The organism is Agrobacterium sp. CNPSo 2736 (genome assembly GCF_004005385.1).
Lineage (GTDB): Bacteria > Pseudomonadota > Alphaproteobacteria > Rhizobiales > Rhizobiaceae > Agrobacterium > Agrobacterium leguminum.
Window position 1 is genome coordinate 309,059 of record NZ_RZTX01000003.1, and the last position, 24,699, is coordinate 333,757.

General features: G+C 58.7%; 27 protein-coding genes. All 27 read right to left on the reverse strand.

Translation table 11 applies throughout. The annotated features are described in order from the left end of the window. Positions 1-8 precede the first annotated feature (8 nt). Positions 9-683, reverse strand: a complete 675-nt coding sequence (locus EM858_RS07845; protein ID WP_080817823.1) for a WecB/TagA/CpsF family glycosyltransferase — start codon at positions 681-683, stop codon at positions 9-11. Between the two features lie 202 nt (positions 684-885). After that, positions 886-1,419: a flagellar basal body-associated FliL family protein gene (locus tag EM858_RS07850; RefSeq protein WP_127756360.1), complete on the reverse strand. Its 534-nt coding sequence runs from the start codon at positions 1,417-1,419 to the stop codon at positions 886-888. After that, positions 1,419-1,787, reverse strand: coding sequence for a hypothetical protein (locus tag EM858_RS07855; protein WP_080818818.1), 369 nt, complete (start codon positions 1,785-1,787; stop codon positions 1,419-1,421). The genes EM858_RS07850 and EM858_RS07855 overlap by 1 nt, the downstream gene beginning before the upstream one ends. Positions 1,788-1,816: 29 nt before the next feature. Further along, a complete protein-coding gene (locus tag EM858_RS07860; RefSeq protein ID WP_065654443.1) occupies positions 1,817-2,374 on the reverse strand; it encodes a rod-binding protein in 558 nt (185 codons plus the stop codon). A 115-nt stretch (positions 2,375-2,489) separates the two neighbouring features. Beyond that, the gene (locus EM858_RS07865; protein WP_004432556.1) at positions 2,490-2,909 is read right to left on the reverse strand and encodes a hypothetical protein; all 420 of its coding nucleotides are present in this window, start codon (positions 2,907-2,909) and stop codon (positions 2,490-2,492) included. 14 nt (positions 2,910-2,923) lie between these two features. Then, positions 2,924-3,679 carry a flagellar biosynthetic protein FliR gene (fliR, locus tag EM858_RS07870; RefSeq protein WP_004432553.1) on the reverse strand — a complete coding sequence of 252 codons (756 nt, stop codon included), beginning with the start codon at positions 3,677-3,679 and terminating at the stop codon, positions 2,924-2,926. Then, positions 3,676-5,763 carry a flagellar biosynthesis protein FlhA gene (gene flhA, locus EM858_RS07875; RefSeq protein ID WP_004432552.1) on the reverse strand — a complete coding sequence of 696 codons (2,088 nt, stop codon included), beginning with the start codon at positions 5,761-5,763 and terminating at the stop codon, positions 3,676-3,678. Before flhA ends, fliR begins: the two co-directional genes overlap by 4 nt. A gap of 155 nt (positions 5,764-5,918) precedes the next feature. After that, positions 5,919-6,185 carry a flagellar biosynthesis protein FliQ gene (gene fliQ / locus EM858_RS07880; protein ID WP_003503352.1) on the reverse strand — a complete coding sequence of 89 codons (267 nt, stop codon included), beginning with the start codon at positions 6,183-6,185 and terminating at the stop codon, positions 5,919-5,921. 48 nt (positions 6,186-6,233) lie between these two features. Then, positions 6,234-6,704 (reverse strand): flagellar hook assembly protein FlgD, encoded by a 471-nt coding sequence (flgD, locus tag EM858_RS07885; RefSeq protein WP_020812913.1) that lies wholly within the window; start codon positions 6,702-6,704, stop codon positions 6,234-6,236. After that, on the reverse strand, positions 6,695-7,144 hold the full coding sequence (gene flbT / locus EM858_RS07890; protein ID WP_004432543.1) for a flagellar biosynthesis repressor FlbT: 450 nt from the start codon (positions 7,142-7,144) through the stop codon (positions 6,695-6,697). The genes flgD and flbT overlap by 10 nt, the downstream gene beginning before the upstream one ends. Then, complete coding sequence (flaF, locus tag EM858_RS07895; RefSeq protein ID WP_004432537.1) at positions 7,141-7,485, reverse strand: flagellar biosynthesis regulator FlaF; 345 nt, start codon at positions 7,483-7,485, stop codon at positions 7,141-7,143. The genes flbT and flaF overlap by 4 nt, the downstream gene beginning before the upstream one ends. 34 nt (positions 7,486-7,519) lie before the next feature. After that, complete coding sequence (locus tag EM858_RS07900) at positions 7,520-8,623, reverse strand: flagellar hook-associated family protein (RefSeq protein ID WP_127756361.1); 1,104 nt, start codon at positions 8,621-8,623, stop codon at positions 7,520-7,522. A 3-nt stretch (positions 8,624-8,626) separates the two neighbouring features. Further along, the gene (flgK, locus tag EM858_RS07905) at positions 8,627-10,105 is read right to left on the reverse strand and encodes a flagellar hook-associated protein FlgK (RefSeq protein WP_127756362.1); all 1,479 of its coding nucleotides are present in this window, start codon (positions 10,103-10,105) and stop codon (positions 8,627-8,629) included. A 22-nt stretch (positions 10,106-10,127) separates the two neighbouring features. After that, positions 10,128-11,423, reverse strand: a complete 1,296-nt coding sequence (locus EM858_RS07910; RefSeq protein ID WP_127756363.1) for a flagellar hook protein FlgE — start codon at positions 11,421-11,423, stop codon at positions 10,128-10,130. Positions 11,424-11,528: 105 nt separating this feature from the next. Continuing rightward, positions 11,529-12,200 (reverse strand): response regulator transcription factor, encoded by a 672-nt coding sequence (locus tag EM858_RS07915; RefSeq protein WP_004432529.1) that lies wholly within the window; start codon positions 12,198-12,200, stop codon positions 11,529-11,531. Positions 12,201-12,482: 282 nt separating this feature from the next. Further along, positions 12,483-13,049: a lytic transglycosylase domain-containing protein gene (locus EM858_RS07920; protein ID WP_164865356.1), complete on the reverse strand. Its 567-nt coding sequence runs from the start codon at positions 13,047-13,049 to the stop codon at positions 12,483-12,485. Then, complete coding sequence (locus tag EM858_RS07925; RefSeq protein ID WP_127756364.1) at positions 12,997-14,358, reverse strand: flagellar hook-length control protein FliK; 1,362 nt, start codon at positions 14,356-14,358, stop codon at positions 12,997-12,999. Before EM858_RS07925 ends, EM858_RS07920 begins: the two co-directional genes overlap by 53 nt. Then, positions 14,355-15,632, reverse strand: coding sequence for a chemotaxis protein MotC (gene motC, locus EM858_RS07930; protein ID WP_127756365.1), 1,278 nt, complete (start codon positions 15,630-15,632; stop codon positions 14,355-14,357). The genes EM858_RS07925 and motC overlap by 4 nt, the downstream gene beginning before the upstream one ends. Further along, the gene (locus EM858_RS07935; RefSeq protein ID WP_127756366.1) at positions 15,629-16,936 is read right to left on the reverse strand and encodes a MotB family protein; all 1,308 of its coding nucleotides are present in this window, start codon (positions 16,934-16,936) and stop codon (positions 15,629-15,631) included. The genes motC and EM858_RS07935 overlap by 4 nt, the downstream gene beginning before the upstream one ends. Further along, a complete protein-coding gene (locus tag EM858_RS07940; RefSeq protein ID WP_127756367.1) occupies positions 16,933-17,589 on the reverse strand; it encodes a hypothetical protein in 657 nt (218 codons plus the stop codon). Before EM858_RS07940 ends, EM858_RS07935 begins: the two co-directional genes overlap by 4 nt. Before the next feature lie 313 nt (positions 17,590-17,902). Next, positions 17,903-19,195 carry a flagellin gene (locus EM858_RS07945; RefSeq protein WP_020811422.1) on the reverse strand — a complete coding sequence of 431 codons (1,293 nt, stop codon included), beginning with the start codon at positions 19,193-19,195 and terminating at the stop codon, positions 17,903-17,905. 307 nt (positions 19,196-19,502) lie between these two features. Further along, entirely contained in the window at positions 19,503-19,940 is a 438-nt protein-coding gene (locus EM858_RS07955) for a hypothetical protein (RefSeq protein WP_080817838.1), read from the reverse strand. 5 nt (positions 19,941-19,945) lie between these two features. Then, complete coding sequence (gene flhB, locus EM858_RS07960; RefSeq protein WP_127756368.1) at positions 19,946-21,028, reverse strand: flagellar biosynthesis protein FlhB; 1,083 nt, start codon at positions 21,026-21,028, stop codon at positions 19,946-19,948. A 129-nt stretch (positions 21,029-21,157) separates the two neighbouring features. After that, positions 21,158-22,201: a flagellar motor switch protein FliG gene (gene fliG / locus EM858_RS07965; RefSeq protein ID WP_020811423.1), complete on the reverse strand. Its 1,044-nt coding sequence runs from the start codon at positions 22,199-22,201 to the stop codon at positions 21,158-21,160. Positions 22,202-22,228: 27 nt separating this feature from the next. Next, positions 22,229-22,768: a flagellar motor switch protein FliN gene (gene fliN, locus EM858_RS07970; RefSeq protein ID WP_035263929.1), complete on the reverse strand. Its 540-nt coding sequence runs from the start codon at positions 22,766-22,768 to the stop codon at positions 22,229-22,231. 64 nt (positions 22,769-22,832) lie between these two features. Next, on the reverse strand, positions 22,833-23,792 hold the full coding sequence (locus tag EM858_RS07975) for a FliM/FliN family flagellar motor switch protein (RefSeq protein WP_164865357.1): 960 nt from the start codon (positions 23,790-23,792) through the stop codon (positions 22,833-22,835). After that, the gene (gene motA / locus EM858_RS07980) at positions 23,789-24,661 is read right to left on the reverse strand and encodes a flagellar motor stator protein MotA (protein ID WP_004432509.1); all 873 of its coding nucleotides are present in this window, start codon (positions 24,659-24,661) and stop codon (positions 23,789-23,791) included. The genes EM858_RS07975 and motA overlap by 4 nt, the downstream gene beginning before the upstream one ends. Between the last annotated feature and the right edge of the window lie 38 nt (positions 24,662-24,699).

The window sequence follows — 24,699 nt, forward strand, 5'->3', positions numbered from 1 at the left end:
GAACGGCCTCAGCTCTTGCCGAGCGCGATGTGCCAGGGTTCGGCGCAGAGGCTGTAAAGCCAGCTCATGTGAAGCTTGCGGAAAATTTCCGGCATGCCGGCCACTTCCGACGACAGGACCTTGAACAGCGGGCCAACCGCGATGGTGACCCGCGCATTCTCCCGGCTGACGGTGCGGTGCAGCCATGTCTCCTGGTTTTCCTTCAACATTCCCGCCAGCAGAACATCCACCTTAACGCCCGATGCATCCCGGTTCAGCATGACGAAATCGTGCCAGGGCGCGTGCGCCCGCAACCTGGCGAGAACCTCGCCGATCTGCGCCGCATCATCTCCCGCCACACCGATACGCTTCGGCACGGCCATATAGGTCAGAAGCGCCATGGTGAAAGCGACGCCATCGATGGGCGCAGGCAGAGGCTCACCCTTCTCGTTGCGCGCGGCGGCCCTCATTGCCTTGCCCTGCGGCAGAAGCAGGCAGCTTTCCAGAATCTGTCGGTAGGCGTTGTCCTTGAGCGAAAGCTTTGCCTTCTCGATGGTGAGAAAGGACAGCATCGTGTGCCCTTCACAGGCAGACGCCCTGCCGCTGACCAATTCCAGCGCCCCATTCCAGTCGAGATCACAGACGCGCAGTCCGTGGATATTCCGTTGCGATTCCGGCCGCGCGAAACCTGACGCGAAACTCATTGCCAACCCCCAAATGCCAAACCCATCGCCACCGATCCGACACATGGCCTGCGGGATGGTGGTTCATGGGTTCGTTATACAGGTGCAGGTTGAATTTAGCTTGAAAGCAATCTCTAGAATGCCTGGGGATGCGGCAAGAGACAATTAACCAGAAGGATGCGCCACATCCCGCAGCCGGCCGACGCCCCTCGCCTCCTGGTCGTCAGTGGCTTGGCGCCGCTTCTTTCCCGACTTCGGCCTTCTCGCCCTCGACGAGCTTGACCGAACGGGGCGTGCCATTGCCGTTCTGTTCGCGGATGTCGGCTTTCGAAAGGTAATCGAGCTGTTCGATCAGCACATCCTCGACCACTTCGTCATCGAGCCTCTTGTTCAGCCCCTCGCGGATGCGCTGCTTGAAGGCTTCGGGATCGAAGGTGGAAATATTGGCGATATTGACCATGGAAGAACCCGCAAGCAGCGTGAACAGTTCATCGGTCATCAACTGCGTTGCCGGCAGCTCGATCTTCGCCATCTTGGTCTTGTCGACGCGCAACGAAATACGGCTGAGGAAATAGCCGTTCACTCCGCCGTCATTGATGACGGGGATAGTGATGCTTTCGCCCTTGACCAATTGCAGATTGGCCTTTTTTGCCCCCGCCTCATCCGGCGCGGGCGCCGTCGCCAACTGGACGGAGAAATACACCGCGCCGAGCGTGACGGCGCAAACCCAGACGCCGGTGAGAAGAAGCTTCAACATCAGGAGGCTGCGCCGTACATGAACTGTTCCTGCGAATAGGTGCCGTCCGTATCGGCTTCCTGGATGGCGTTCTTCAAGAGGTCCGCGACCGCGCGAACCGCATTCAGATGCGCCTCGACGCGGCTGGCATTGGTGGCGAGCTTGGACTTGATGCCCTTGACCTGCTCCATGTAACCGGCGGCGATTTCCTCGCGCGGGGTATCGCGGAACAGCATCGTCAGCTCATAAAGGCAACGGCTCTTATGGGCGTTGGAGACCTTGAAGTCGAACTTGGGGTCCTTACCGATATTCTCGTTCTCATTGTCGATGATGACTTCAAGGCGGCCGAGAACGGATTGGATACGGTGGTCGTTCGACATAAGGTCCATGCTTGTCTCCTCGTTAAGGTTTTTCATTCTCAAGCCTCGTCCGTTTTCTCATTGGAAACGCCGAGGACCTGCCGCTCGAACTCCGCCACCATCCGAATTGCAGCATTATTGTCTTTTTCATTCATCGATACGTCGGTAATGCCTTTGCTTTCAGCTTTCCGAAGCGCATCCTTGTAAGCCTGTTCCGCGATGCCGACGCCGCCATTTCTGGAAATCGTGTCGGCAAACTGTTCGGCCATCATGCTCTTCCAGATCTCGCCGGCATTGCCCTTGCCGTAAACTTCCTCGCTGTCTTTCGGCAGCATGTTGGCCACGAAGGTCTGGAGCACCGAGGCTTCATATTTACGGTATGTTTCCGGGATTTCGGTGCGGGCCGCACGAATATTGGTGTCGCCGAGACCAGCCTTCGAGGAGGCGCCATCCAGCATGTCGACCGCGGCGCCAAAGCCCTTGCCGGCATCGGCAAGGCTGGTTGCGGCAAAAGCCGCCTTGTTCGCCTTGAGTTTTTCCTGGGCGACCTGAACTTCCTGGGGGTCCGCAGCGCGAACCACATCCATCACCAGATCACTTATCACCGATATCGCCACGTCCAGATCTCCCGAGCTGACGAATGGGCGGCACAGAAAGCCGGCGCATCCGCTCAATCAAGAAACATCGCCGGAGACGTCCTCAAAAACGCCCGCGATGCAACAATGGGACAGACTATGGATCGCCAACCTTGCTGGAGGCTGGTGTGTGGGAAACATTCGTAATTTCTAACAAATCATAGATTGCATTATCGTCGGCCTCGCGGTCCTCAAGATCGCGCGCAAGATGCATCCTGTCCTCCAGCCGGTCAGCCTTGGTCTTTTCCTTCAGGACCTTGTTTTCCTGAAATTGCTGCACGCCTTCAAGCTGGCGGTCCTGGACGACGAGACGGCCGTAGCGGTCCGAATAGTGCCGGGAGAATGTCTGGTGCACCGGTTCCATGGAACTCATGGCTTCCAGCACGTTCTCCATGGATTGCGCCACTTCCGCCCGTGTGCGGGTGGTATCGGCCAGTTCCACCTCGGCCATTTTTTCCATGTGCCGCTGGACTGTTACCAGACGCTTGAGTTTGGCCGAGCGCTTGTCCGAAGCCATCGCGTTTCCCCCGATCAAAAGCCGATGAAGACCGGGCCGAAACCATCCACGAATTGGCGGATGAGGGCCGCAATCGACAAATAGAGCATGAAAAGACCACCCGCGAGAACGAAGGGTGTCGAGATAAAGAAGACCGGAATCTGCGGCGCGAGCTTGTTGATGAGACCGACCGCGACGTTGAACATCAAGCCGTAAATCACGAAGGGGCTGGCAAGACGCAGCATGATCGAAAAGGAGGCCCTGAGCGTGTCGGTCAGCGTAATCAGCATCTTCTGGCCGCTGATCAGCGCGCCGACCGGCGTGGCGGTGTAGGAATCCACCAGCGCCTTGAGGACGATGTGATGGAAATCGAATATGAACAGCACCAGCAGGCCGCCGAAGGTGATGAAGTTGGATATCTGGTTTTCCTGCACGTCTTCGATGACATCGGCACCGCCCGGCGCACTGAGACCGATGGAAGCGCCGATGAGCGCGCCGGTGAACTGGAAACCGAGGGTGTAGAACCGCGCGATCAGGCCATACATCGAACCGATGACGACCTCGGTAAAGATGAGGCCGACGACCGTGCCCTGGCTTGCGCCGGAAACTTTCGGATAAATCGTGTCCCACAGCACGGGCAGAAGCGCCATGGACACCGCGACGCATAGAAGCATGCGAATCTGCGGCGAAATGCGCGAGCTTGAAAAGCCCGGCATGGTCATGAAGCATGCGCCGATACGGCAGATGGCAAGGAACAATGCAATGATTGTCCCCTGCGGGTCGGTTATCATGAAATGGCGCCCAGAATCTTGATCTCGAGACCCTTGGCCAGTTCCACATGCGAAAGAACCGGCAGGGTCGCAAAGAGTCGCTCGATAATCATGCGCACATAGGACCGCGTTTCCGGCGAGGTTACAAGGACAAAGGGCAGGCCGCGATCCATGAATTCACGGATAACTTTGGATGCCTGCTCGGAAAACTCCTCGAGATGGCGCGGATCGATGTCGAATTCGACGATTTCGCCTTTCTGGTCGCGCTTCAGCGCCTGATGGAAGACCATGTCCCACTTGTTGCCGAGACGCAGGACACGCAACACGCCATTGTCAGCCAGATCGCCGCAGAGCTGCTGCGACATGCGAACGCGGACATGCTCAACGATCTGTTCCGTCTTGCGCACATGCGGCGCAAGTTCGGCGACGGCTTCGAGAATGAGATGCAGGTTGCGGATCGATACGCGTTCGGCAAGCAACAGTTTCAGCACCGCCTGCAAGCCGGAATAGGACATGTGCGACGAGCAAATCTCGTCGGCCAGCTTCTTGTATTCGGGATCTAGCCTGTCGATGAGGATTTTCACGTCCTTGTAGGACAGGAGCTGCGGCAGGTTGTTGCGGATGACTTCGCTCAGATGCGTCAGCACCACTGAGACGTTGTCGATCGGATGGAAGCCTTCGCGCTTCAAATCCTCGGTGAAGGTTTCGAGAATCGAGACGGCGGGCATGCCGAAAGCGGGTTCGCGAATTTCGTCGCCGGGAATGCTCGGCTTGCGCCCTGCCCCGGTCACGACCAGCACATCGCCGACGCGCAGGTTGCTGGACGCGATGGTCGTGCCGTGAACGCGGATCTGATAGGCTTTTTCCGGGATCATGATGTCGTCGGAGACCTTGATCTCCGGCACGACGAAACCGTATTGGGTCGCGAATTTCTTGCGCATCTTGCCGACGCGGAAGGCCAGTTCCTGATGCGCGCCGAGAAGGCGGGTGGAAACCTGCTTGCCGAGCGCCAGTTCGATCTCGGCCGTCTTCAGCACCTGCTTGACCGAATCCTTTTCCGCCTCGGTGGTCTGGAGAACCTTGTTTTCCTCTTCCTGACGCCGCAGCGCGCTTTCTGCCTCCGCCTGGCGCGGAATATACCAGCTGCCGAAGGCCATGATGCCACCGAGGAAGATGAAGGGCAGGAAAGGAAGGCCCGGAATGATGGCGAGCAGTCCCATCAGCATGGCCGAAACCATCAGCGCGCGCGGATAACCGCTCAGCTGATTGACGACCGCCTGGTCCGTCGAGCCGGCGGTGCCGCCGCGCGAGACCAGAAGGCCGGCGGCCAGCGATACGATCAGGGCCGGAATCTGCGAGACGATGCCGTCACCGACCGAAAGCTTGACGAAAACGTCGGCCGCTTCGCCGATGGGCATGCCATGGCGGAAATAACCGATGATGATGCCGCCGAAAATATTGATCGCGGTGATGATGAGGCCGGCAATGGCGTCGCCACGCACGAATTTCGAGGCGCCGTCCATCGAACCGAAGAAGGAGCTTTCCTCTTCCAGCTCGCGGCGGCGGCGCTGCGCTTCCTTTTCGTCGATGATACCGGCGGACAGATCCGCATCGATCGACATCTGCTTGCCGGGAATGGCGTCCAGCGTGAAACGGGCGCCGACTTCGGCGATACGCGTCGCACCCTTGGTGATGACGATGAAGTTGACGGTGATCAGGATCAGGAAGACGATCAGACCGATCACGAAATCGCCGGACATGACGAGGCTGGAGAAGCCCGCAATCACGCCACCCGCCGCCGTCGGCCCTTCATTGCCGTGGGAAAGGATAACGCGCGTCGTCGCAATGTTCAGCGACAGGCGGATCATCGTCGCGATCAGCAGCACGGTCGGGAAGGACGAGAAATCCAGCGGCCGCTGAATCCAGAGCGCCACCATGAGGATGAGCACCGAAAGCGCGATCGAAAAGGCCAGACCGATATCCACCAGCATGACCGGAATGGGCAGGAAGAGAACGCAGAGGATCGCCACGATGCCCAGTGCGAAGCCGATGTCACGCGTGCTCGGACTGACCTTGGGCAGGGAGATGACTGGTGGTTGCGCCATGAATTCGTCCTGTCTCTTCATGAGAAGGGCGACGGAAAAGCCGTCGCACGGTTCCGTAGCAACGGTTTTCGAAAAGCGCACGCAATTCGGCCCGATGCTTCAGCCTATCCCTAGCGGCTGAAGCTTGCGCGAAAGTGGCATCTACAGCGGACGCGTCAGAAGCCGGACTGGATGCGGGAAAAGACGAGATTGGAAAAGAGCGATATCTGCGCGCCCACGAAGGGGGCGGCAACGCCGAGCACGAGCATGATCGTGACGATCTTGGGAACGAAGGTCAGCGTCATTTCCTGAACCTGGGTCAGGGCCTGAATGAAGGCGATGACGACACCGACGATCATGGCGGCGAGAACCGCGGGACCAGCCGCGACGAGAACCGTCCAGACAGCCGCCTGCATGATGTCAAGCGCATCGGCCTCGTTCATCGTCGCATCCTCAATCCGGAAAGGCGGCGTCATGCCGCCTCTTCAATGTCAGGAACCGGTCGCGCTATCCGAATCGGTTCCGCTATCAGATGTACTCGTAATCGGGCCGTTGGAGAAGGTCACGCCGGCCTGCAGCAGCACCTTGTCACCAGCTTCGGTGATGGCGACAACGCCGTCCGAATAGACCTCGACTTCCTTCACCACGCCGGTGACGGTGTCGTCGGCGCTCTTGACTGTCTTGCCGACCAGATCGGAGGCGCGCGTCAGGGCTTCCGCCTGCAGCATGCTCTTCAGATGGGTGTTGGTCTTGATGGTCTGCTCGACCTGCGAGAAGCTTGCGAGCTGCGACATCTGCTCGCCGGCATCCATCGGGCTGGTCGGATCCTGGTTCTTCATCTGGGCGATGAGGAGCTTCAGGAAGCTGTCGTAGTTCAGCGACGCCGCGCTGCTGTCGGAGCTGCTTGCCCCGGCATTGGCCCAGGGATTTGACGCTGCCGAAGTGACTGCATCTACCGCCATGGTGCGATCTCCTTGCGAATCTGTTCGATCGTTGCGGGGGTCATTTCCTGATTGTTGAGGATTTTTTCCTCGATCGGGTAGAGACCGCGAATGGCCTTCAGCGCTTCGAAAGCCTTGCCCGAGGCAACCAGCCCGTCGATCCGCTTGAGTTCCGCCAGAACCTCGTCATGCTGGAAGCAGTTCAGCAGCATGCTGACCGACTTGCGGAACATGTTGGTGGACTGTTCGCGCCCTTCCGGGTTGATGAGGATCATCTGCGCGATGAAATAAAGCTGCCTGAGAGGCGTCGTCGCCTGATCGGGCTGCAGAACGTGGTTTTCAAGCAGGAACGTGACATCGTTCAGGAATTCGAGCGCCACCTTGCGATCCACACGCAGAACCGCGCCGTTGATAAAAATCTTTTCGCCCGATTTCAGCGAAATCCGAAGTGTACTTTTCATTTCAGTCCATCCCTGATGATGGTTGTCACGTCAATTATGCCCTGGAAATTCGTCGACTGACGTTTCCGGATCAGTTCGCACTCTTTCAATATCCAGATAGCGATGGAAATCAGATTGGCCCTGAGCTCCATGGCAAGCTGGTTGTCGGGTTGCTTGAGATCCTCAATGAAGCGGATCCAGACCCTTCGAGTGTAAAAAAGCGCTTCGATCGTGTGGCGCTGCGAAGAGGAATCCCTTGCCTCCACCAGAAGGTCGATCGATTTTGTCAACGCCTGCCGCTCGCGATCCTTCGCGTTGGCGACACCATCCTCCATGATTTCGGCGTAGGAAAACTGGTACATTCATGTATCCTTTATCTGCCGCCACCCCTGTTCATCAGAGGTAGTTCACCAGACTCATTTTTTGCAGACGCGACGTGAGGCTGTATGCGATTTCAATCTGCTGCTGCAGCAGATCGAGGCGGGTCTTCGCCTCGTAGGTATCGATCCCCTCAATATCCAGCAGATGCGTTTCGATGATCTTCTTCTGGGCTGCCAGCGAATCATTGGCCTTCGAAACGCGGCTTTCGGAAAGGCCGAGCTGGCTTTGCTGCTGGTTCAGGCCGCTGATGGCGGTGCCGATATTGGTCACCGATTTGGTCGCCACCATTTCGCGAACGCCGCTATCCACCTTTTCGTCGAGGAAGGTCATCGACGTCATCGCCGTCAGTGCAAAATAACGCATGCCCTGCGAATTGCTGTTGCTGGAGGTTTCCACGACCTCGTTCTGGCTGATGCGGCTCGTCATGTTGGTGTCGCTCGCCTTGGAGCCGAAAGTCGTCCAGAAATCGTAGTTCTGGCCGGCCGTCAGGCTGCTGTGGGGCGGGTTCGTTACCGTCGTGGTGCCGTTGAACACACCCTCGATATGGGTCATGAAGGCTTCGGCCTGGGTCTTGGACAGACCGGTGATATCGCCAACCGCCGGCGTCTGCGCCGCCATGAATGCGTTCAGCTCGGTCTCATAGGCTTCCTTCAGGGGAGACCCTTCAGCGAAATAGTCATCGACGGGCTTCACATCCGTATTGATGCCGGAAAACAGAAACTCGCCATTGACCGCCGTGTTGGCGAAGCTGGTGAAATTGTTGAAGGCATTCGAAATGGTTTTGGCAACCGTCGTCAGCGTCGGCGCTTCGCTGCTGGTATTGGGGACAAGAACCTTCTGAATTTCCTGTGCGGCCTGCGCCATGCCGTCCAGCGCCGTCTGCGAAGATTTGAGGCGTTGCGTTGCAATCGAATTGACGCTGACCAGCGAAGAGATGCGGTCGATATCGCGATTGAGATCGAGGCTGCGGGCGGTGTTGGCGCCCAGCGTCACGCCGAGATCGGCATGCTTGCCCGTCGTCAGCTCGGTATTGAGATTGGTCATCTCGAGCTGAGCCTTGAGGATGGTGCTGCGCATGCTGTTCTGCATCGCCAGCGATGAAATGAATGACGTTTTCATCGTTTACCTCACCATGTCCATCAGGGACTTGAGCATTTCGTCAACGGTCGTCACCAGTTTGGTCGCGGCCTTGTAGGATTGCTCGATATCCATGAGCAGCGACAGTTCCTCGTCCAGGCTGACCGCCGTATTGTTCGAATAGGACGTGGCGGAGCGCTCATAAAGCGCGCTTTTCGCTTCGTTCGCAGAAGTCGCGCCGGAACGTTCCTGTTCGAGCCACCCCATCGAGTTGGTGCCGTATTTCAGGATGCTGGTATTCGTATCGATACGTGTCGACGCGGCAAAATTCATGGGCGCGTCGAAAGCAGTAACATAGCTGCGGATCAGCTCGGAGAAACCGGTTCCCCCCGACGCTGCGGTATTGATCACGTAATCGGTACCGTTGATACCGCCGTCGCGCAACAATTCCGGATTGCCACCTTTGGAAATAATTAACGCCGGGTTGACGGTAATGCTGGCCGCGAGCCCGGGAGAGACAATCCCGTCTGCCGGAATGGTCGTCGCCGCCGGCGAGCCGTAGGTGAAGAGACCCGGCATATCCGGCAGGCCGCTGGTCGCGTCGGCCGGCTTTTCCGCAAACATGGTGATGAGGCCGCGGGCGATTTCGTCGAGCTGGCTCTGCATTGTCGGCGCCAGATCGTCACGAACCTGCATCAGGCCCTGAAGCGACCCCTCAGACGTCGTGTTGCTGCCGCTTCCTGCCTTCAGCGCTACGCCATCGACATAGATTGCGTTGCCCGTGGTCGTCGCATCATAGCCCGGCTGCGTCTTGAAGGTGACGCTGCGCGGCACGATTTCGAACAGCGTCGCGCCATCCGTCGTATAAAGCGCCACATCGTTGTTGGGACGATTGACGACATTGATGCCGATGATGGAGGAAATATCCTTCAGAAGCGTCTCGCGCTGATCGAGAGCGTCGCTTGGATCGCCGCCGATCGCCGTCTGCGCCTTGACCTCGTTATTGGCTTCCTCGAACTTCGCAAGCAGCCCGTTCAGCTTGTCGACCTGAAGGGCGATTTCCTTGTCGGCGCGCAGACGCATCGCCTGCAATTCGCTAGAGGCCTTGTTCAGGGAACTGGCGACATCGGTAGCCGAGGTGACCGCCGTTGCGGCCAGAGCGGCATCGCTCGGCTTGGCAGCGTAAGCGTCCAGGCTCTTCAGCAGTTCCTTCATGTAGGTGGCCGGCGAACTCTCATAATCGTTGCCGCCGAAAATGCTCTTCATTTCCTCAAGGCCGGTCAGAACCGTGCTCTGGCCGGAAGCAAGAGAAGAGCTGGAAATCGTCTGCCTGAGAAGACTTTCATTCTGGGCACGGCCGTTGGAGACGATACTCGCTCCAGCCATGGTCGTGCCGAGAATGGCGGTTCGCTTGACGTAGTTCGCATTGCCGACATTGGCAATGTTCTTGGAGGTAACGTCCGTCTGCTTACCTGTATTATTGAAAATCGACTGCGCAGTATTCATTGCTGACGTGAGCGACATTCATCTGTCCTCGTGAGAAGTATTATCTCTTCAGATTGATCAGGACGTCCATCAAATCCGATCCAGTCTGGAAGACTTTCGAATTCGCTGTGTAGATACGCTGGGATTCAATCATGTCGGTGAGTTCGCTGGCGATATCGACGTTCGAGCCTTCCAGCGCACCCTTCTGGATGTAGCCGAAGCTACCCGTCTGCGCAAAGCCGATGGTGACGACACCCGACTCGTTGCTCGGCAGATAGACGTTACCGTTCTGCGGGCTGAGATTGTCGACGCTCGGCACCGTGGCCAGCGCCAGCTGGTAAATGTTGCGGCGACCGCCATCCTGATAGACCGCCGTCACCAGGCCATCCTTGCCGATTTCGACGTCCTTGATCTGGCTTGGGCCGTTACCGTTCAGAACAGCGGTGCCAGGCGTGAACTTCGAGGAGAACTGGGTCATCTGCGACAGGTCGATCTCGATCGCCTGCGCCACGCCGCTGTTACTGTCGTTAATCGTGATCGAGCTATCCGATCCGCTGGTGAGCTTGTTGGTCGCAGGATCGAAGGTCAGGGTGACCGTTTCCTTGACGAGCGTAGCCGGTGCGGTTGCCGTATAGGGGAAGCCGCCATCCGTTGACTGATCCTGACGATAAACCGACACTTCCCACTGCGGATTGCCAGACGCATCGTTGTCAATGCGCGTGTAATAGAAGTCGTAAAGAACCTTGGCACCGCCGCTGTCGAACGCCGTCAGCGACGTCTTGCTGCCCACCGTCGACGTCGCGACGTTGTCACTTGGACGCGATCCCGCAGCAACGATTGCCTCATCACGATTAAGGTTGGCCGGGAAGCTGCCCTGCGTGGAAGGCGATGCCGTCAGTCCGAAGTTGTTGACGTTAATTGCCTCGAGACCCGTAAATCCGTTGACGACCGCGGCCGGCGGGTTGGCGCCGTAAGGGTAACCCATCAGCTGGAAGCCCGCCGCATTCTCCAGATATCCTTCCGCGTTCTTCACAAAGGAACCGGCGCGGGTGAGGTAAGGCGTGCCTGCACCATCCTGAACCACGAAGAAGCCGTTGCCCTGAATGGCAAGGTCGGTGCTCGAGGTGGTGTAGGAGAGGTTGCCCTGCTCCGAAATGCTGTAGCGAACGTTGGACTGCACGCCGCCGGACGCGTAGCTGCCCGACGAGGAGGGCAGAACGAGCGAGGAGAACGACGTCGATGCGCGCTTGTAGCCGGTGGTGCTTGCGTTGGCGATGTTGTCGCCCACGGTGCCCAGCTTGTTCGCCTGCGCATTCATGCCGGACACACCGGTTCGCATAGTGCCGAAAATACTCATTCAAAAACCCTCGTGGTCATCTTTCAGGGAGAAGGTAAAGCGTTTGGCTTGCGTGAAGCTGTCGGAAATACCGCGTTTGAAAAAGACCACGCGGGTCAATGAAAATCATTGCCAATCAATGCTGTAGCCGAGGAACCGTTTGGAATCGACCGGATCGTAACCAAGCTTCTTGCGCAGCTTCTTGCGCAGCTTGCTGATGTGGCTTTCAACGACGTTTTCTTCGACGTCGTCATCGAAGATGCCGTAGATGGCATTGAAAATCTGCGCCTTGGAAACGCGGCGTCCGCGATTGGCGATCAAATATTCGAGGATGCGGCGCTCACGGCGCGGCAGGGGGAACACTTCACCACCCACTTCCGGGTCGCGGCCGTCGGAGAAAACCCGGATCGGCCCGGCATCGGTGAAGTTCGAGATGACCTGCAATCGGCGACGGATCGCCGCCGCACGTGCAAGGATTTCACGGGGGTGCACCGGCTTGCGCACGACATCGTCGACGCCGCTGTCGAAAAGCGCCAGCGTCGATTCCAGCGAGGGCTGGTCGCTGACCGCGATCACCGGGGCCGTCGTGCGATCCCTGATCGCCTTCGGCAAAGAAAAGCTCCGGTCGCCCTGGCCGATCAGGAAGGCTTCCACAGCCGCAAGATCGCTTTCCGCCGCCGTCGAGACCCACTCCCCGAATTCGACCGGATCGAACCCGGTCGAGGGAATGCCCTCACGCCCAAATAGAGATGTATAGCCGTCTTTAACGAGCTCGCGCTCATCAACCACTACGATCATTCGTCCGCCTCCGAATCAGTGTGGTGTTTTCCAATGTGGCATTGGTACGAATCGGGCGATTCACGGACAACTGTAGGAAATCATCGATAGATATTAATAATTGATTAACCATTTTGTGCCGATTTGATCTATATATAGTGGGTATTAACCATATATGGCACAAAATTTTTGTGTAGAAATTTCAAAATTCCGAAAAAACCGCTTGAAATGCCTTTTTTCGATCAATCTATCGCCACATTTCGAAATACGAGTCCTGCGGCCCTTTAAAGCAATTTCAGGTTGTCAACCGTCGCAGAAATTTTTCGCGTTGGCGGTCCATTTTCCGTAGCCCGTCGCCACCAGATTGGCGATGACACGGCAGACATATTTCTTCTGCGCCGGGTCATTGTTGGGACCGGCATGATAACGGGCGACCGCCATGGTCCAGGTTTCATGTCTGTTGTGAAGGTTGCGCAGAAACATGGCGGCATATTCCACATTGCGGCGCGGATCGAACATTTCCCGCGCGGATGCGAAGTTTTCGCCATGGAAATAATGATTTATCTGCATGCATCCGAGGTCGATCAGCTTTGCGCCGTTGCGTTTCGCTGCCTCAAAAGTGGCCAAAGCCTCCTCCCTGGAGGAGGCAAATACCGGTTTTCCCTCGATATTCATGGCATTGGGGTCGAGCCGCCCCTTGCGGCCCGTTTCGGTCAGCCCCACCGAATAGAGAATTCCCTCCGGCACGCCATATTTGCGGGCCGCCGACTGGATCTCTCTTTCACAGACACCTGACGTTGCCGAAGCGGACGCGTTCTCAGAGGTAGACGCCATTGTCAGCAGAAGAGCGGGCAGAGCCAGGAGCGCCATCCATGCCTTCATTATGCACCCCCAAATTATCGCCATTGCCTTGCCGGTCGCCCCGTGCTGCGGACTCGTCACGGTTGCGCCCGGCGGCGGCCTGCTGACCCTGCTGCTGCGCCTGCTGATTTTGCTGATTGTTGCCTTGTGTGCCCGTTTGGTCACTCTTGTCGGAAGAAGCGATGCTGATGGTGATGTTATCGACCGTCAGACCCTGCGCCTTGAGGCCATCGAGGATGCTCTTGCTGTCTTCCTGGAGCTTTTTATAGGCCGCAACACTCTCCACCGTCATGTGAACGGCAAGCTCGTCACCGGCAAGACGCAGCGACATTGTCACCGATCCAAGCTCGATCGGCGTCATGTGCAGCTTCAGCGTATGGACGACCTTGCCGGTGCTGCTCTGGGCCGCCGCATTGGAGAGCGACGAACCGGGCTGCATGGCGCTCACCCATTCCGGATCATTGACGATCAGGCCGGTCAGGGCCGAAGCGTTGGTCGAGGGCGCCAGGCCGATAAAGCGCCGCGAATCGAGAACCGTTATGGTGTCAGCCGCCTTGCCGGTGCTTTCGCGTGCATCGAACTCGACACGGCCTTCACGCTGAACGGTGCTCATGTCCAGAGCCCGGGCCGCGCCTGAGCGCGGAGACGAAAAACGGAATGCCGAGGCATCGCCCTCATTTTCCGAAGCCGAACCCGCCTCGTTACCGGCTGGTGCGATCCCTGTCGGCATGTCCTTGACCGAATGCTCGACCTTGCCCCGGACAGATTCAGCACGGTCCGATTTCACCGTGTCGGCCTTGCCGGCAATCGCCTGTGCAATTTCCTCAAGCGGTGTCTTGGCCGTCGCCATATCGGCGGTATTGGCCGTCACCAGCTGCAGTTCCGCCAGCTTCGGATCGATCGTATCGTCCGTCACCTTGGCGTCCTTGTCGGCGTCGTCCTTGAGCTTCTTGCCGGTCTTGCCATTTTCCGGCGTGGTGCGGGCCGTTTTCACCGCGCTCTGAAACTCGGCCACCGTCTCCTGGGCACGACCTTCGCCGGCATGCTCGTTGACGATCACATTGAGAAATGTTGCGGGCCGCTTGACCGGGACATCCATCTTTTCCGCCTCGCCATCGGGCTGCGCCTGCTGTTCTTCAGCCGGGTTCTCGTCCTGCTGGTGCCGCGAATGCAGCGCCTGTGGCGGGCGCTCGTCCCGAACCGTGGAAAGGGCATCGCCGAAACTGCCGCCCTTGGCGTCGTCCCTGGCATTGGCGCTGCCGGCGCGCGGATCGGATGGCGGCGCATTCATTATCGCGTTGATGGTTGCGTCGATCATGGTGCCCCCTCGCCTTTCTTCAACAGGCTGTCGATTTCATCGAGCTTGCTGCGACCGCTCGTCACGAGTTGCCGCACGTTGTCGCCCTCGTCGTCAGCCTTCTGGGTTTCGACCCGCCAGATGCTCCTTGCATCGGCAGCGGCCGCCTCGTTTTCGGGCGCATTCCGCCCGGTGTCCTTCATGGCCGCAGTGTCGGCCTCGACACCGGACTGCGGGGAAGGGGGACGAACCACCTGCTCGGCAATCGCCCTTGCCGCCTCCCGCAAGGCCCTGTCCCGATCCGAAAGCTGCGCTTCGGGAATCTGCCCTATTGTTTCGATCGCGCTCACCACATCGGGCGTGCCGATGTTGGAAAGGCTTTCATAGAGATTTGCCTGTACTTCCGGCTCACCCGGCAGCGCAGGAGACAGCGCCTTCGCCTTCAAAGCCGCCATGCGCGCCAGCGAATCCTTGCCGCTGATCGCCGCGAGGCGGGAAAGCCGCAGATAGGCTTCCTTCTGCCTCTCGGTATCCATCATGGCGAAGGTTTCCTGTATCGCCTCCTCGCCGATGGAATCGGCGCGCTTGACCACCAGCGAGACCAGAAGGTCCGCGAACTGGCTGGCATAGGGCGAATGCAGGAACCGCCGCGCATAACGCTGCGCATAATCGACGCCGCGTGCCGCATCGCCGTCTTCAACCGCGATGGCGAGCGAACGGCGCAATGCAGCCTCCTCGACGATGGTGCCCGGCGCTTCGAGCCGGGCGATATCGTAAAAACCGAGTGCCGCCAGCGGATCGCGCGGGATCGTCACATTGCCGCCGATCAGCGCCAGATAAGCGCCAATCCGCTTGCCGCGATATTCCGGCACCATGGCCGCAATGCTCTGCGCGACAAGCGTTCCCTTGCCGGAGAGGTATTTGCGCAGGATATCGGCAACGCGGCTGTCGAAATTGCCATCCACATCGCGCGCGACCAGCAGTTCCAGCGTGGCCGGATTGCCGCCACTCATCGCATAGATGAGCGCCGCATCGACATTGCGCGGATCCTTGAAGATCGCCGAAGGCGCGCTCTTCAGCCGCTCGTCGATGGTCTGGAGTAGAAACCGCTGCATTTCCGAAGCGGAATGGTCGCCCATGGCGACTGAATCCTGCACGAATTGCAGTGAGCGGAGCATGGCATAGGGCATGAGATTGTCTTGCGACTGCGAAAACGCCCTGGCCGGCTCGGAGCCGAGACCGCAAAGCGTCGCCGCAAGAAGAAGCCAGCGTTTCGAGGTTTTCGTCACACTCACCCCCGATCGGCCTCAAGCAGAATTTCGATGCGGCGGTTGGCGTCCGCCAGAGGGTCCGCCGGCACCTGCAATCTGCGGTCCGCAAAACCCGAGACCTGCTTTACCCGCTCTTCCGACAGGCCGCCGCGCACCAGCATGTAATAGGCGCTGTGAGCGCGATCCATGGAAAGCCGCCAGTTGTCATTGGCCTCGCCCTTGAACTGCCGTCCGTCGGTATGGCCGCGTATCACCACGCTGCCACCGCGCTCCTGAAGCAGTTTGCCGATTTTTTCCATGGCCAGAACCATTTCACGCCGGGGAACGGCCGATCCGATATTGAACATCGGCGTTTCCGTCTGGTCGGAAATGGTGAGCAGCAATCCGCCTTCGGCCGGCGTCACCACCAGACCTTCGGAAAGCTTGCCGGTAATGCCCGATATCTGCTTCTCGATCTCCTCGCGCAGCGTGTCGGCCTTTTCCCACTCGGCGTCGCTGGCCTTTTGCTGTGCATCGCTCGCCTGGCGCGGCTCATCCGGCTTTGGCTGCGCAAGCGCTGCCTGCTCGGCGGCATCCGGACGCTGCTGCGGCACAACGGCGGCGATTTCCATCGGTTTGCCGTCTTCCGCCTTGTCGGCCGGTGTCTCGGACGCCTTTAGTGCGACCGCCTGGGCGTTTTCGGCCGCATCCTCCTGCTTGTTCTCGACGACTTGCTGCTGTTCAACCGGTTTCTGCGGCTGATCGGCGCGGGTGATTTTCACCTGCTGGGTCCAGAAATCAGGATCGAACGGATCGCGATAGGCTTCACCGCCGCTAGCGCCCGTCGCCGGGCCGGAATCGGCGGCGCCGCCCTCGCCCTTGGCGCTGACATTGGCCTGCTGGCCCACCTGCTGGGCGATTTCCGCCAGCACAGAATAGGGATTTTCGAAAAAGTCCGCTTCGGAGAAGTTCGACTGCTCACCGGTCTGCGAGGTAAGGTCTTCGCCCGTCGCCGCGGCGGAGCCTTTGGTGACCTTTTCCGCCTGGATGTTGGACTGGTCCTTCTTCTGGACGCCCTCTTCCTTGTCCACCGGCTTTTCCAGCCCCTTGGACGAGGGTTTCTCATCGGACAGCTTGATCGGGTTGAAGTAGCTGGCGACCGAGGCCTTGGTTTCCTCATTGGCGGCATTGACCAGCCACATGACGAGGAAGAACGCCATCATCGCCGTCATGAAGTCGGCATAGGCGATTTTCCACGCACCGCCATGGGCGCCGTCATGCCCGCCCTTGTGGCGCTTGACGATGATGATCTCGTTTTTACCGTGGTGGTGATTTTCGCCTTCACTCATTTCATCACCTTGCGAAGACTGGACGCCCAGGCGGACATGCGCGTCACGAACACGCTTTCACCCAACTCGACGGAAAGATCGATATCGGTGGTCTCGGTAAATTTCATCGTTTCTTCTTCAAAGCCCGGCTGCGTCTTCAGACGCTCGAACAAATCTTTCGGGCCTTTCACGACAAGTGTGACCCCTTCTCCATCAGGCATGGCGCTCCGCACCACATCCGCCAGCGCCGAGACCGCCTTGAGCGACAACTTTTCCGTCAGGACCGGAGCAAGGATATTGGCGGTCTGTTCGCTGAGATTGGCCGCGATCGCATCAATGCCCTCGCGCAGACCATGGGACAGGGTAGCCGCGATTTCTTCGAGGTGCCCCGAACGCAGGGCCTCCAGCTCGGCCGCATGGGCAGCGATCAGCTCTTCCCGCTCCGTCTGCATCTTCTCGGTGATCTCGCGGGTAGCATCTTCGCGGCCGCGGTCATAGGCCGCCTGTTTCTCGCTCTCCACATCGACGGGAGCAAATTCGTCGAAACCGGAAGCGCCATCGGCAAAACCGGACAAGAAATCTGTGTCGGCCAACGGGTCGCCGAAGGCCTGCGCCGCCGGTTGCGGTTGCGCTTCACCGAAGTCCTTGAGAAACCGTGCAATGGACGCGCTCATGCCTGCCCCCGGCAAAACAGGCGAAAGGGGCCAGACATGTTTCGTTGCCCGCGCGAATCGCAAAAGCCTCGCCGCATTTCCGGACGGAAAACCGGGGTCCACTTTTCCTGGAAATGCTCTAAGCCGTTTGGCGGCACCACCGTCATCCTTGCTACCCTGCCCGTCTCTTCCACGTTTCCCGGCCGGATCACGCCATGCGATCCGCCCCATATTGACCCGACGTTAGGTGTTCAAACTTGTGCGAGGATGAAGGCGGGCTCGATCAGGAAGCCTGCGCCCATTCATCCCCGCGCGCCCACGCCGGCCAGACCCGTTACTTGAAGAGCTGGAGGATATTTTCCGCATTGGCGTTGGCGATGGAGAGCGCCTGGATGCCGAGCTGCTGCTGCGTCTGCAGCGCTTTCAGCCTGGTCGATTCCTCGTTCATGTCAGCATCGACGAGACGGCCGATGCCCTTGTCGATCACATCCATCAGGCTGGAAACGAAGTTGTCCTGCATGCTGATGCGGCTCTGCAGCGAACCCAGGCTGGAAGCCGTGCTGGTCATCGCCTCAAGCTGCCCGTCGACGAAGGACATCATCATGTCGATGGCGTCTGCGTCGGTATAGGTCGTTCCGCCGCCGGCAAAACCGCCCATGGCCGCGGCAACGATATCGAGATTGCCGAGATCGAGGGTGGAGACGGAAAAACCGAGGGAACGATCGGCGGACGCCGCTCCGCTGCTGGTATCGTAAAACCAGTCGTTGCTGCTGGTGTCGCGATAGGCGGGAGAAACGGTGGTGCCGCCGCTCGACGGATCCGTCCCCGTCACCTTGACCCACACATTTTCGGCAAGGCGGAGATAATTGGCGGTGCCGTCGCTATAGACATTCGGATCGGTATTCGTATCCGTCGTCGCGGCATTCAGCGCGCCGATTTCTGCGTCGGTGAGCTTCGGTACGACAAAACCCGCCTCCGTCGCCGTGCCGGCGGTCGTCGACGTCTGGGTGACTTCATATTCCGTCTTGCTGACGAAAACGGCGTTTTTGTCGAGAATACCGAGCTTTCCGCCACTGAGGTCGAAAAGCACGGTGCTGCTGTCGAGCGTGTAGTCAACGGTCGTGACCCCGACATTGCCCGAGCCTGTGCGGGTGAAGGATGCAACAACCTTTTTGGTGATCGATTCTTCAACCGGCGGCGTGCCACCGTTGCTGATACTGGCCTGCAGCCAGTTTTCACCCGAGAAGGAGGCCGATTCGGAGATGCTCTTCAGCTGTTCCTGAAGCTGCTTGATTTCATCCTGAATCTTGCTGCGGTCAGCGCCCACGCCATAGGCGGCGACGAGCTTGGCCTTGATCTGCTTGACGACCTCGATCGTGCTTTCAAGCGCGTCATAGGCGGTATCGACTTTGGCGGCGCCCAGACCCAAAGCATCCTGCACAGCCGAAAGCGCATTATTGTCGGAGCGCATCGTCGTCGCAATGGACCAGTAGGCCGCATTGTCCGCCGCAGTCTCGACACGATAGCCGGAGGACACGCGCGCCTGCGTCGTTTCCAGATTCTTGTCGATCATCCGCAGGGTTTGCAGCGCGGCCATCGCCGCCGCATTGGTCAAAATGCTGGTCATGGGGTCCACCCAACTCAAAATTTAAGAAAAAATCCGGCGCTGTGCCGACAACGAGCAGGGGCATCATGCGCATCGGCAATGGCCTGAACCGACCACCGCGACCTGCCGTTCGTTAACAAATCGTTAATGCGATAGGTAACAAACAACGGGACTGATTTGCAAGGCGTTCCTCGCTTTCGCAGCCGGGTTTCGCATAAACCGGCAGGCTTCAGGCAAGCTCGGGTTAAAACGCACCGGAACGAGGCCGTTGCGCCCGCGATTTCGGCGCGCGCAACGGACATGACGGAATAGGCAGCGGGTGATCCGGTTAAGCCGCTTCGCCCTGACGGGTGGGCACGAATCGGGCAGCCGACAGGCTTTTCCGAAGAAACTCGGTGTTTTCGTCCGGATTTTCGGAAGGGTTCTGAAACGAGACGTGATTGATCTCGATCGCCGCATGTTCGTTGGCGAGCGTCAATCGCGCATAGACCGTGGCGCCCTTCGGCTTCAGTTCGAGATCGAGGACGATCTCCGGCGCGCCTTCCCATTCGAGCTTGTATTCGCCGCCGGCGCCGAAATTGATCGTACCGGGATGATAATAAAGCTCCGCAGCCGAGGAAACGAGATCGGCGATACTGCCGTAGCACTCGAATCGGAGCAGCGAAATCAGGTCGGCCGGGTCTAACAATCGAAGTTCGGTGGCGATCGGGTTGATCGCCTCTGCGACGATCATTTCCCGCTGTTCGGAATAGGCGGATTTTTTCATTGGTTTTATTGAACCCGTATTTTCGATGACTTCATGGCGTAAACCCGGTGAACGAGCTCAGCCACAGCCTTGTAAAAGACTGGTGGAATCACACTATCTACCGAGACTTGCGCAAACATGGAGCGTGCAAGCGGCGGGTCTTCAAAAACGGGGATATTGTTTTCTTCCGCAATCTCGCGGATTTTCAATGCGATAAGGTCCTGACCTTTGGCGACGACAACAGGTGCGTCGCCTTCTTCGCGAACATAACGCAGCGCCACCGCAAAGTGTGTCGGATTGGCGATGACAAGTGTGGCGCGCGGTACATTGTTGATCATGCGGCGGCGGGCACGGTCGCGGGCGATGGAGCGCTGCCGGGATTTGACCACGGGGTCGCCCTGCGACTGCTTGTATTCTTCCTTCACCTCATGCTTCGTCATTTTCAGCTGGCTGAACCAGTGGTGGCGCGTCCACAAAACGTCGACGGCGGCAAGCAGCGCGGTCGAAAGCAGAATCACGACCATCATCTTTTTGACGATCTCGACCACCCGGACGAAAATCACCTGCGGATCGGAGAACATCAGATCGATGAGACTGTAAAAATCGCCACGCAGGGCAAAGAACATGATGACCGAAACGATCATGATCTTGAATACGGATTTGCCGAATTCCACGAAACCCTGCTTGCTGTAGATGCGCGTGAAGCCCTTCGCCGGCGAGACGCGCGACCATTGCGGACGCACGCGCTCAAGCACCGGCGACGGCAGGTTCTGGAAAAACGACGAGGCAAGCCCGAAGACGATGAACATGATCATCGCCGGCATGAGCAGATAGGCCATCGAGGTGCCGAGAAAATACAACAGCGACAGGGCATCCGGCCGGGTGCTGAGGTCCCACTGTTCGGGCTGGCCGAACAGGTCCTTCAATGTGACGCCAAGCCGACCGGCGCCATCGGGCAGGAAGAAGACCAGGTAACAATAAAAGGCAAGCGACGAGGCAAAGATCGGCACTTCGCGGGAAAAGGGAAGATTGCCCTTTTCCGCCGCATCGCGGAGTTTTTTCTCCGTCGGGGCTTCTGTTTTACTGTCCTTGTCCTGATCGTCTGCCAAGGCACGTCCCCGGGATCAAAAAAAAGGCCCGCCGATCCCGGCAGGCCGTCATTCCCGAAACTAGCGTCCGTGACCGGCCATCGCAATGGCCGCTTCCGCCGCAAGGGCGGGTTATCAACCGGCTTCCGCTCAAGCGGCGGCCGGTTGTTCCTCCGCGGAGGCTTCCTTCAGCTGGATCTGGCCGGAATTGGCGAGCCGGATCGCTTCCTGCGCGACGGCGCGGCGTGCGATCGCCACTTCGCGGGTGTTGATCGAGGCCTGCGGCACCGCAAGGTCCGATTCGATCATGCGGCGCTGGCGCGGGCTGATGCTGGAGAGCACGCATTCCTTGATTTCCATCGTGGCGCCGCGCAGCGCCATCGTCAGAACATCCGCCGAAACATCGTTGAGCAGCAGGACGCGGCTGCGCTGCGGCATGAACATGAGGTCGTCGAAGAGGAAGATCTTCGGCTTGACCTTGTTTGCGGCTTCCTTGCTGAGCGTCTCGAGCGAGCTGAGCAGCGTATCGACCTGCGGCTTGTCCAGTTCGTTCATCAGATCGGCAACCTTCGTGGAACCGCCGGCATTACGCTCGGCTTCGATTTCGTTGATGAGGTTGACCACACGCTTCTCGATGATCTGGGCAGCCGTGGGGCTGACTTCCTTCATGTTGACAGTGCGGTTCATGATATCGGCGCGCTGCTCTTCCGGAATGGTCAGGAGAACCTTGGCACCGAAGGACGAGGGCAGCATGGAAAGAATATAAGCGATGGTCTGCGGATGTTCGCGCAGCAGGAACTTGCCGACGAATTCCGGCTCGGCTTCCTGCAGGCGGTCCCAGATGGATGCTTCATAGGCCTGGAAGGCGGCGCGACGCCCGAGAAGGCTATCCACCTCTTCAGGGGTCAGGCCCTCTTCGAGAATGCTTTCGATTGCCTTGGCATTGTCCATCAGACCCGTTCCTTCGGTGAACAGGTCTTCGAACTCGGCTACGATCTGGGCAAGCTCATCGGGAGGAATGACGCGCAGGGTCTGGGCCGAGGAAATGATCATCTGCAATTCGTGCTGCGTGAAAAATTTGAGCAGCTTGCCGGCGACGCCCTTGCCCATGGCAAGAAGCACCGCGGCCGCCTTGTCGGCCTGAGACAACGGTTTCCCTGCCAGGGGGTTACCGAAATCCTCGAAGTCCATCATGGTCTTTCCTCTCCGTCCCCACAGGGATCAGGCTTTTCGCGTACTCAGTACTTCAATCAATTTTACGCCGAAGCGCGTATCATCGTCTTCCAGAACCGTTATTTCACCGCGCGCAATACGGCGGCCATTCACCATGATTTCGACCGGCTCGCCGATCTTGCGGTCGAGTGCGATCGTCGCTCCTTCTTCAAGGCTCATCAGCCCCGAAACGAGCATTCTGCTGGTGCCGAGAACGATCTGGACATCGATCGGGATGTCCATGATCATTTCCATGTTTTCGGACAATCCGCTGCCAAGCGGCGCCTTCACGCCCGCAACCTGCGGGGCGGCGGCAAAATCATCCATCCCGAAATCGGCCGTTCCGCCACCGAAAGCGGAAAGGTCGGTATCCGTCGAAACCTCGTCCGTGCTTCCGAAATCGCCGAAGTCGCCGAAATCGGAGAGCGAACCTTCCGCATCCGTCTTGAGGACGCCACGCAGATCGCCGATAGCCTGGTCGAGGTCGCCGCCGTCTTCAAACGACGGCAGCGCCGCATCATCGGTCACAGGTGTTTTCTTCGTAGCCATGCGCTGATTATTCCCTTTGAAACTTGCGTCAGCCTGCCCAAATCCCCGAAGGCCGGGCAGGATTTTAACCCATCAAATGTCGTAAGATCTCGTCGTCCGTGCTGACATTGTTCTTCACCCGAACCATGTAGCGGTCCCCGGACTTGCCGAATTCGCAATTATAGAGCTTGGAACCGTTGGCGCTGACCTCGACGCCGATATCGTCCTGCTTCAGAGACTGGAACGGAATGACATCGCCGGCCACCAGCTTCGAGATCGTCCGCAGCGTCAGCGTTTCGAGCTTGATGCGCGCCTCGAGCGTGACCTGCGATCGCTTCACCTGCTCCGAAATCATCTCCATCCATTCCTCCTGCTTCTTCAGCGCCTGGGCTGAAGCCTTGGGGGCAACGATGGAAGTCTTGAGCAGGGGTCGCTGCGGCACGATCAGCGAGAATTCCGACGATACCTTGCCGATATCGATCTTCAGGCGGATGGTCACGCCGTAAAGGCCGGCGATCATCTCGTCGAAGGCGCTTTTACCGTTGGAATTGAAGGGCGGATCGATGGCCGCCTCAAAACCGCCCGGCGCGTTGACACCGGAGCGCAAAACCCCGGCGATGCGGCCAAGAACCATGGCCGCGAGGTCGAGCTCGATATGGGACAGGCTGCGCTCGTCCGGTTCGCCGATCATGTCCGGCGACGCGCCCAGCATGCGCTCCATGAGCGCGATGACAAAGCCGTTGCCGACCGTCATCATGAAATTGGGGCACCAGTTGCGCAGGGAACAATCGGCAACCGCGACATTCTTCCCGACATTGGCGATGAGATCGGTCATCAGTCCCGATTCGGAACCGACATATTCGACGTCGATCGCGATGCCGGTCTCGCTGTGGAAGATATCAGGCAGGAATTCGCTGTAGAGATGGCCGATATCGGAGCCGATCCTGGCGATCGTCTTGCGGTCGGACAACCCTCCCGTCAATTTTGCGAGCAGGGCGGTGTCGATGGCGGGTGCTTGTTGCGCTGCAGCTTTTGCCATCGTCATGCCGCCTTGTTTTCGCCGCCGGGGTTCATCATCTCCTGTTCGACGGCGTCAATCGACGGCCGCTCGTAGTTGGAGATGGTCTTGCGGCCGTATTCGAGCGCGACCTGCGGCACCGAGCCGTTCATGTAGGCGATCAGCGTCTGCTTGACGATGATGTAGAGGCGGTGCTGCTTGGTGCGGACGATCTTGACCTGCGAGGCGAGCGGATTGCAGATCGAATAGGACAGGATGATGCCGAGCATGGTGCCGACAAGTGCGGCGCCGATCAGGCCGCCCAGCACTTCCGGCGATTCGTTGATCTTGCCCATGGCCTTGATGACGCCGAGAACCGCCGCGACGATACCGATGGCGGGGAAGGAATCGCCCATGGTGGTGATCGCGTGGTAAGGTTTCAGCTTGTCGTTCAGGATGGTCTCGATTTCCTCATCCATCAGCGCCTCGATTTCGTGGCTGCGGGCGTTGCCGATGATGATGAGGCGGACATAGTCACAGATGAACGAGGTCAGTTCCTTGTTTTTCAGAACCGAGGGCGCGCTCTGGAAGATCGAGGATTCTTCCGGATTGTCGATATGGGCCTCGATCTCGTTGCGCGATTTCGTGCGCAGATCGCGCATCAGCGAATAAAGCACGCCGAGCACGTCGAGATAGTTTCGCTCCTTCGGGACCGAATGCTTGAAGGCCTCGCCGAGCGCCTTGCCCGAATCCTTCACGACCTTCATGGGGTTCGCCATGATGAAGCCGCCGAGACCGGCGCCGCCGATGATCATCAATTCGAACGGCTGAATCAGCACGTCCAGATGACCGCCCATCGCCATATAGCCGCCGATGATGCAGCCGAAGGTGATTATAAGTCCAATTACAATATTCATTGATCGACCACGCCCGAACAGTGTTCCATGCCGCCATG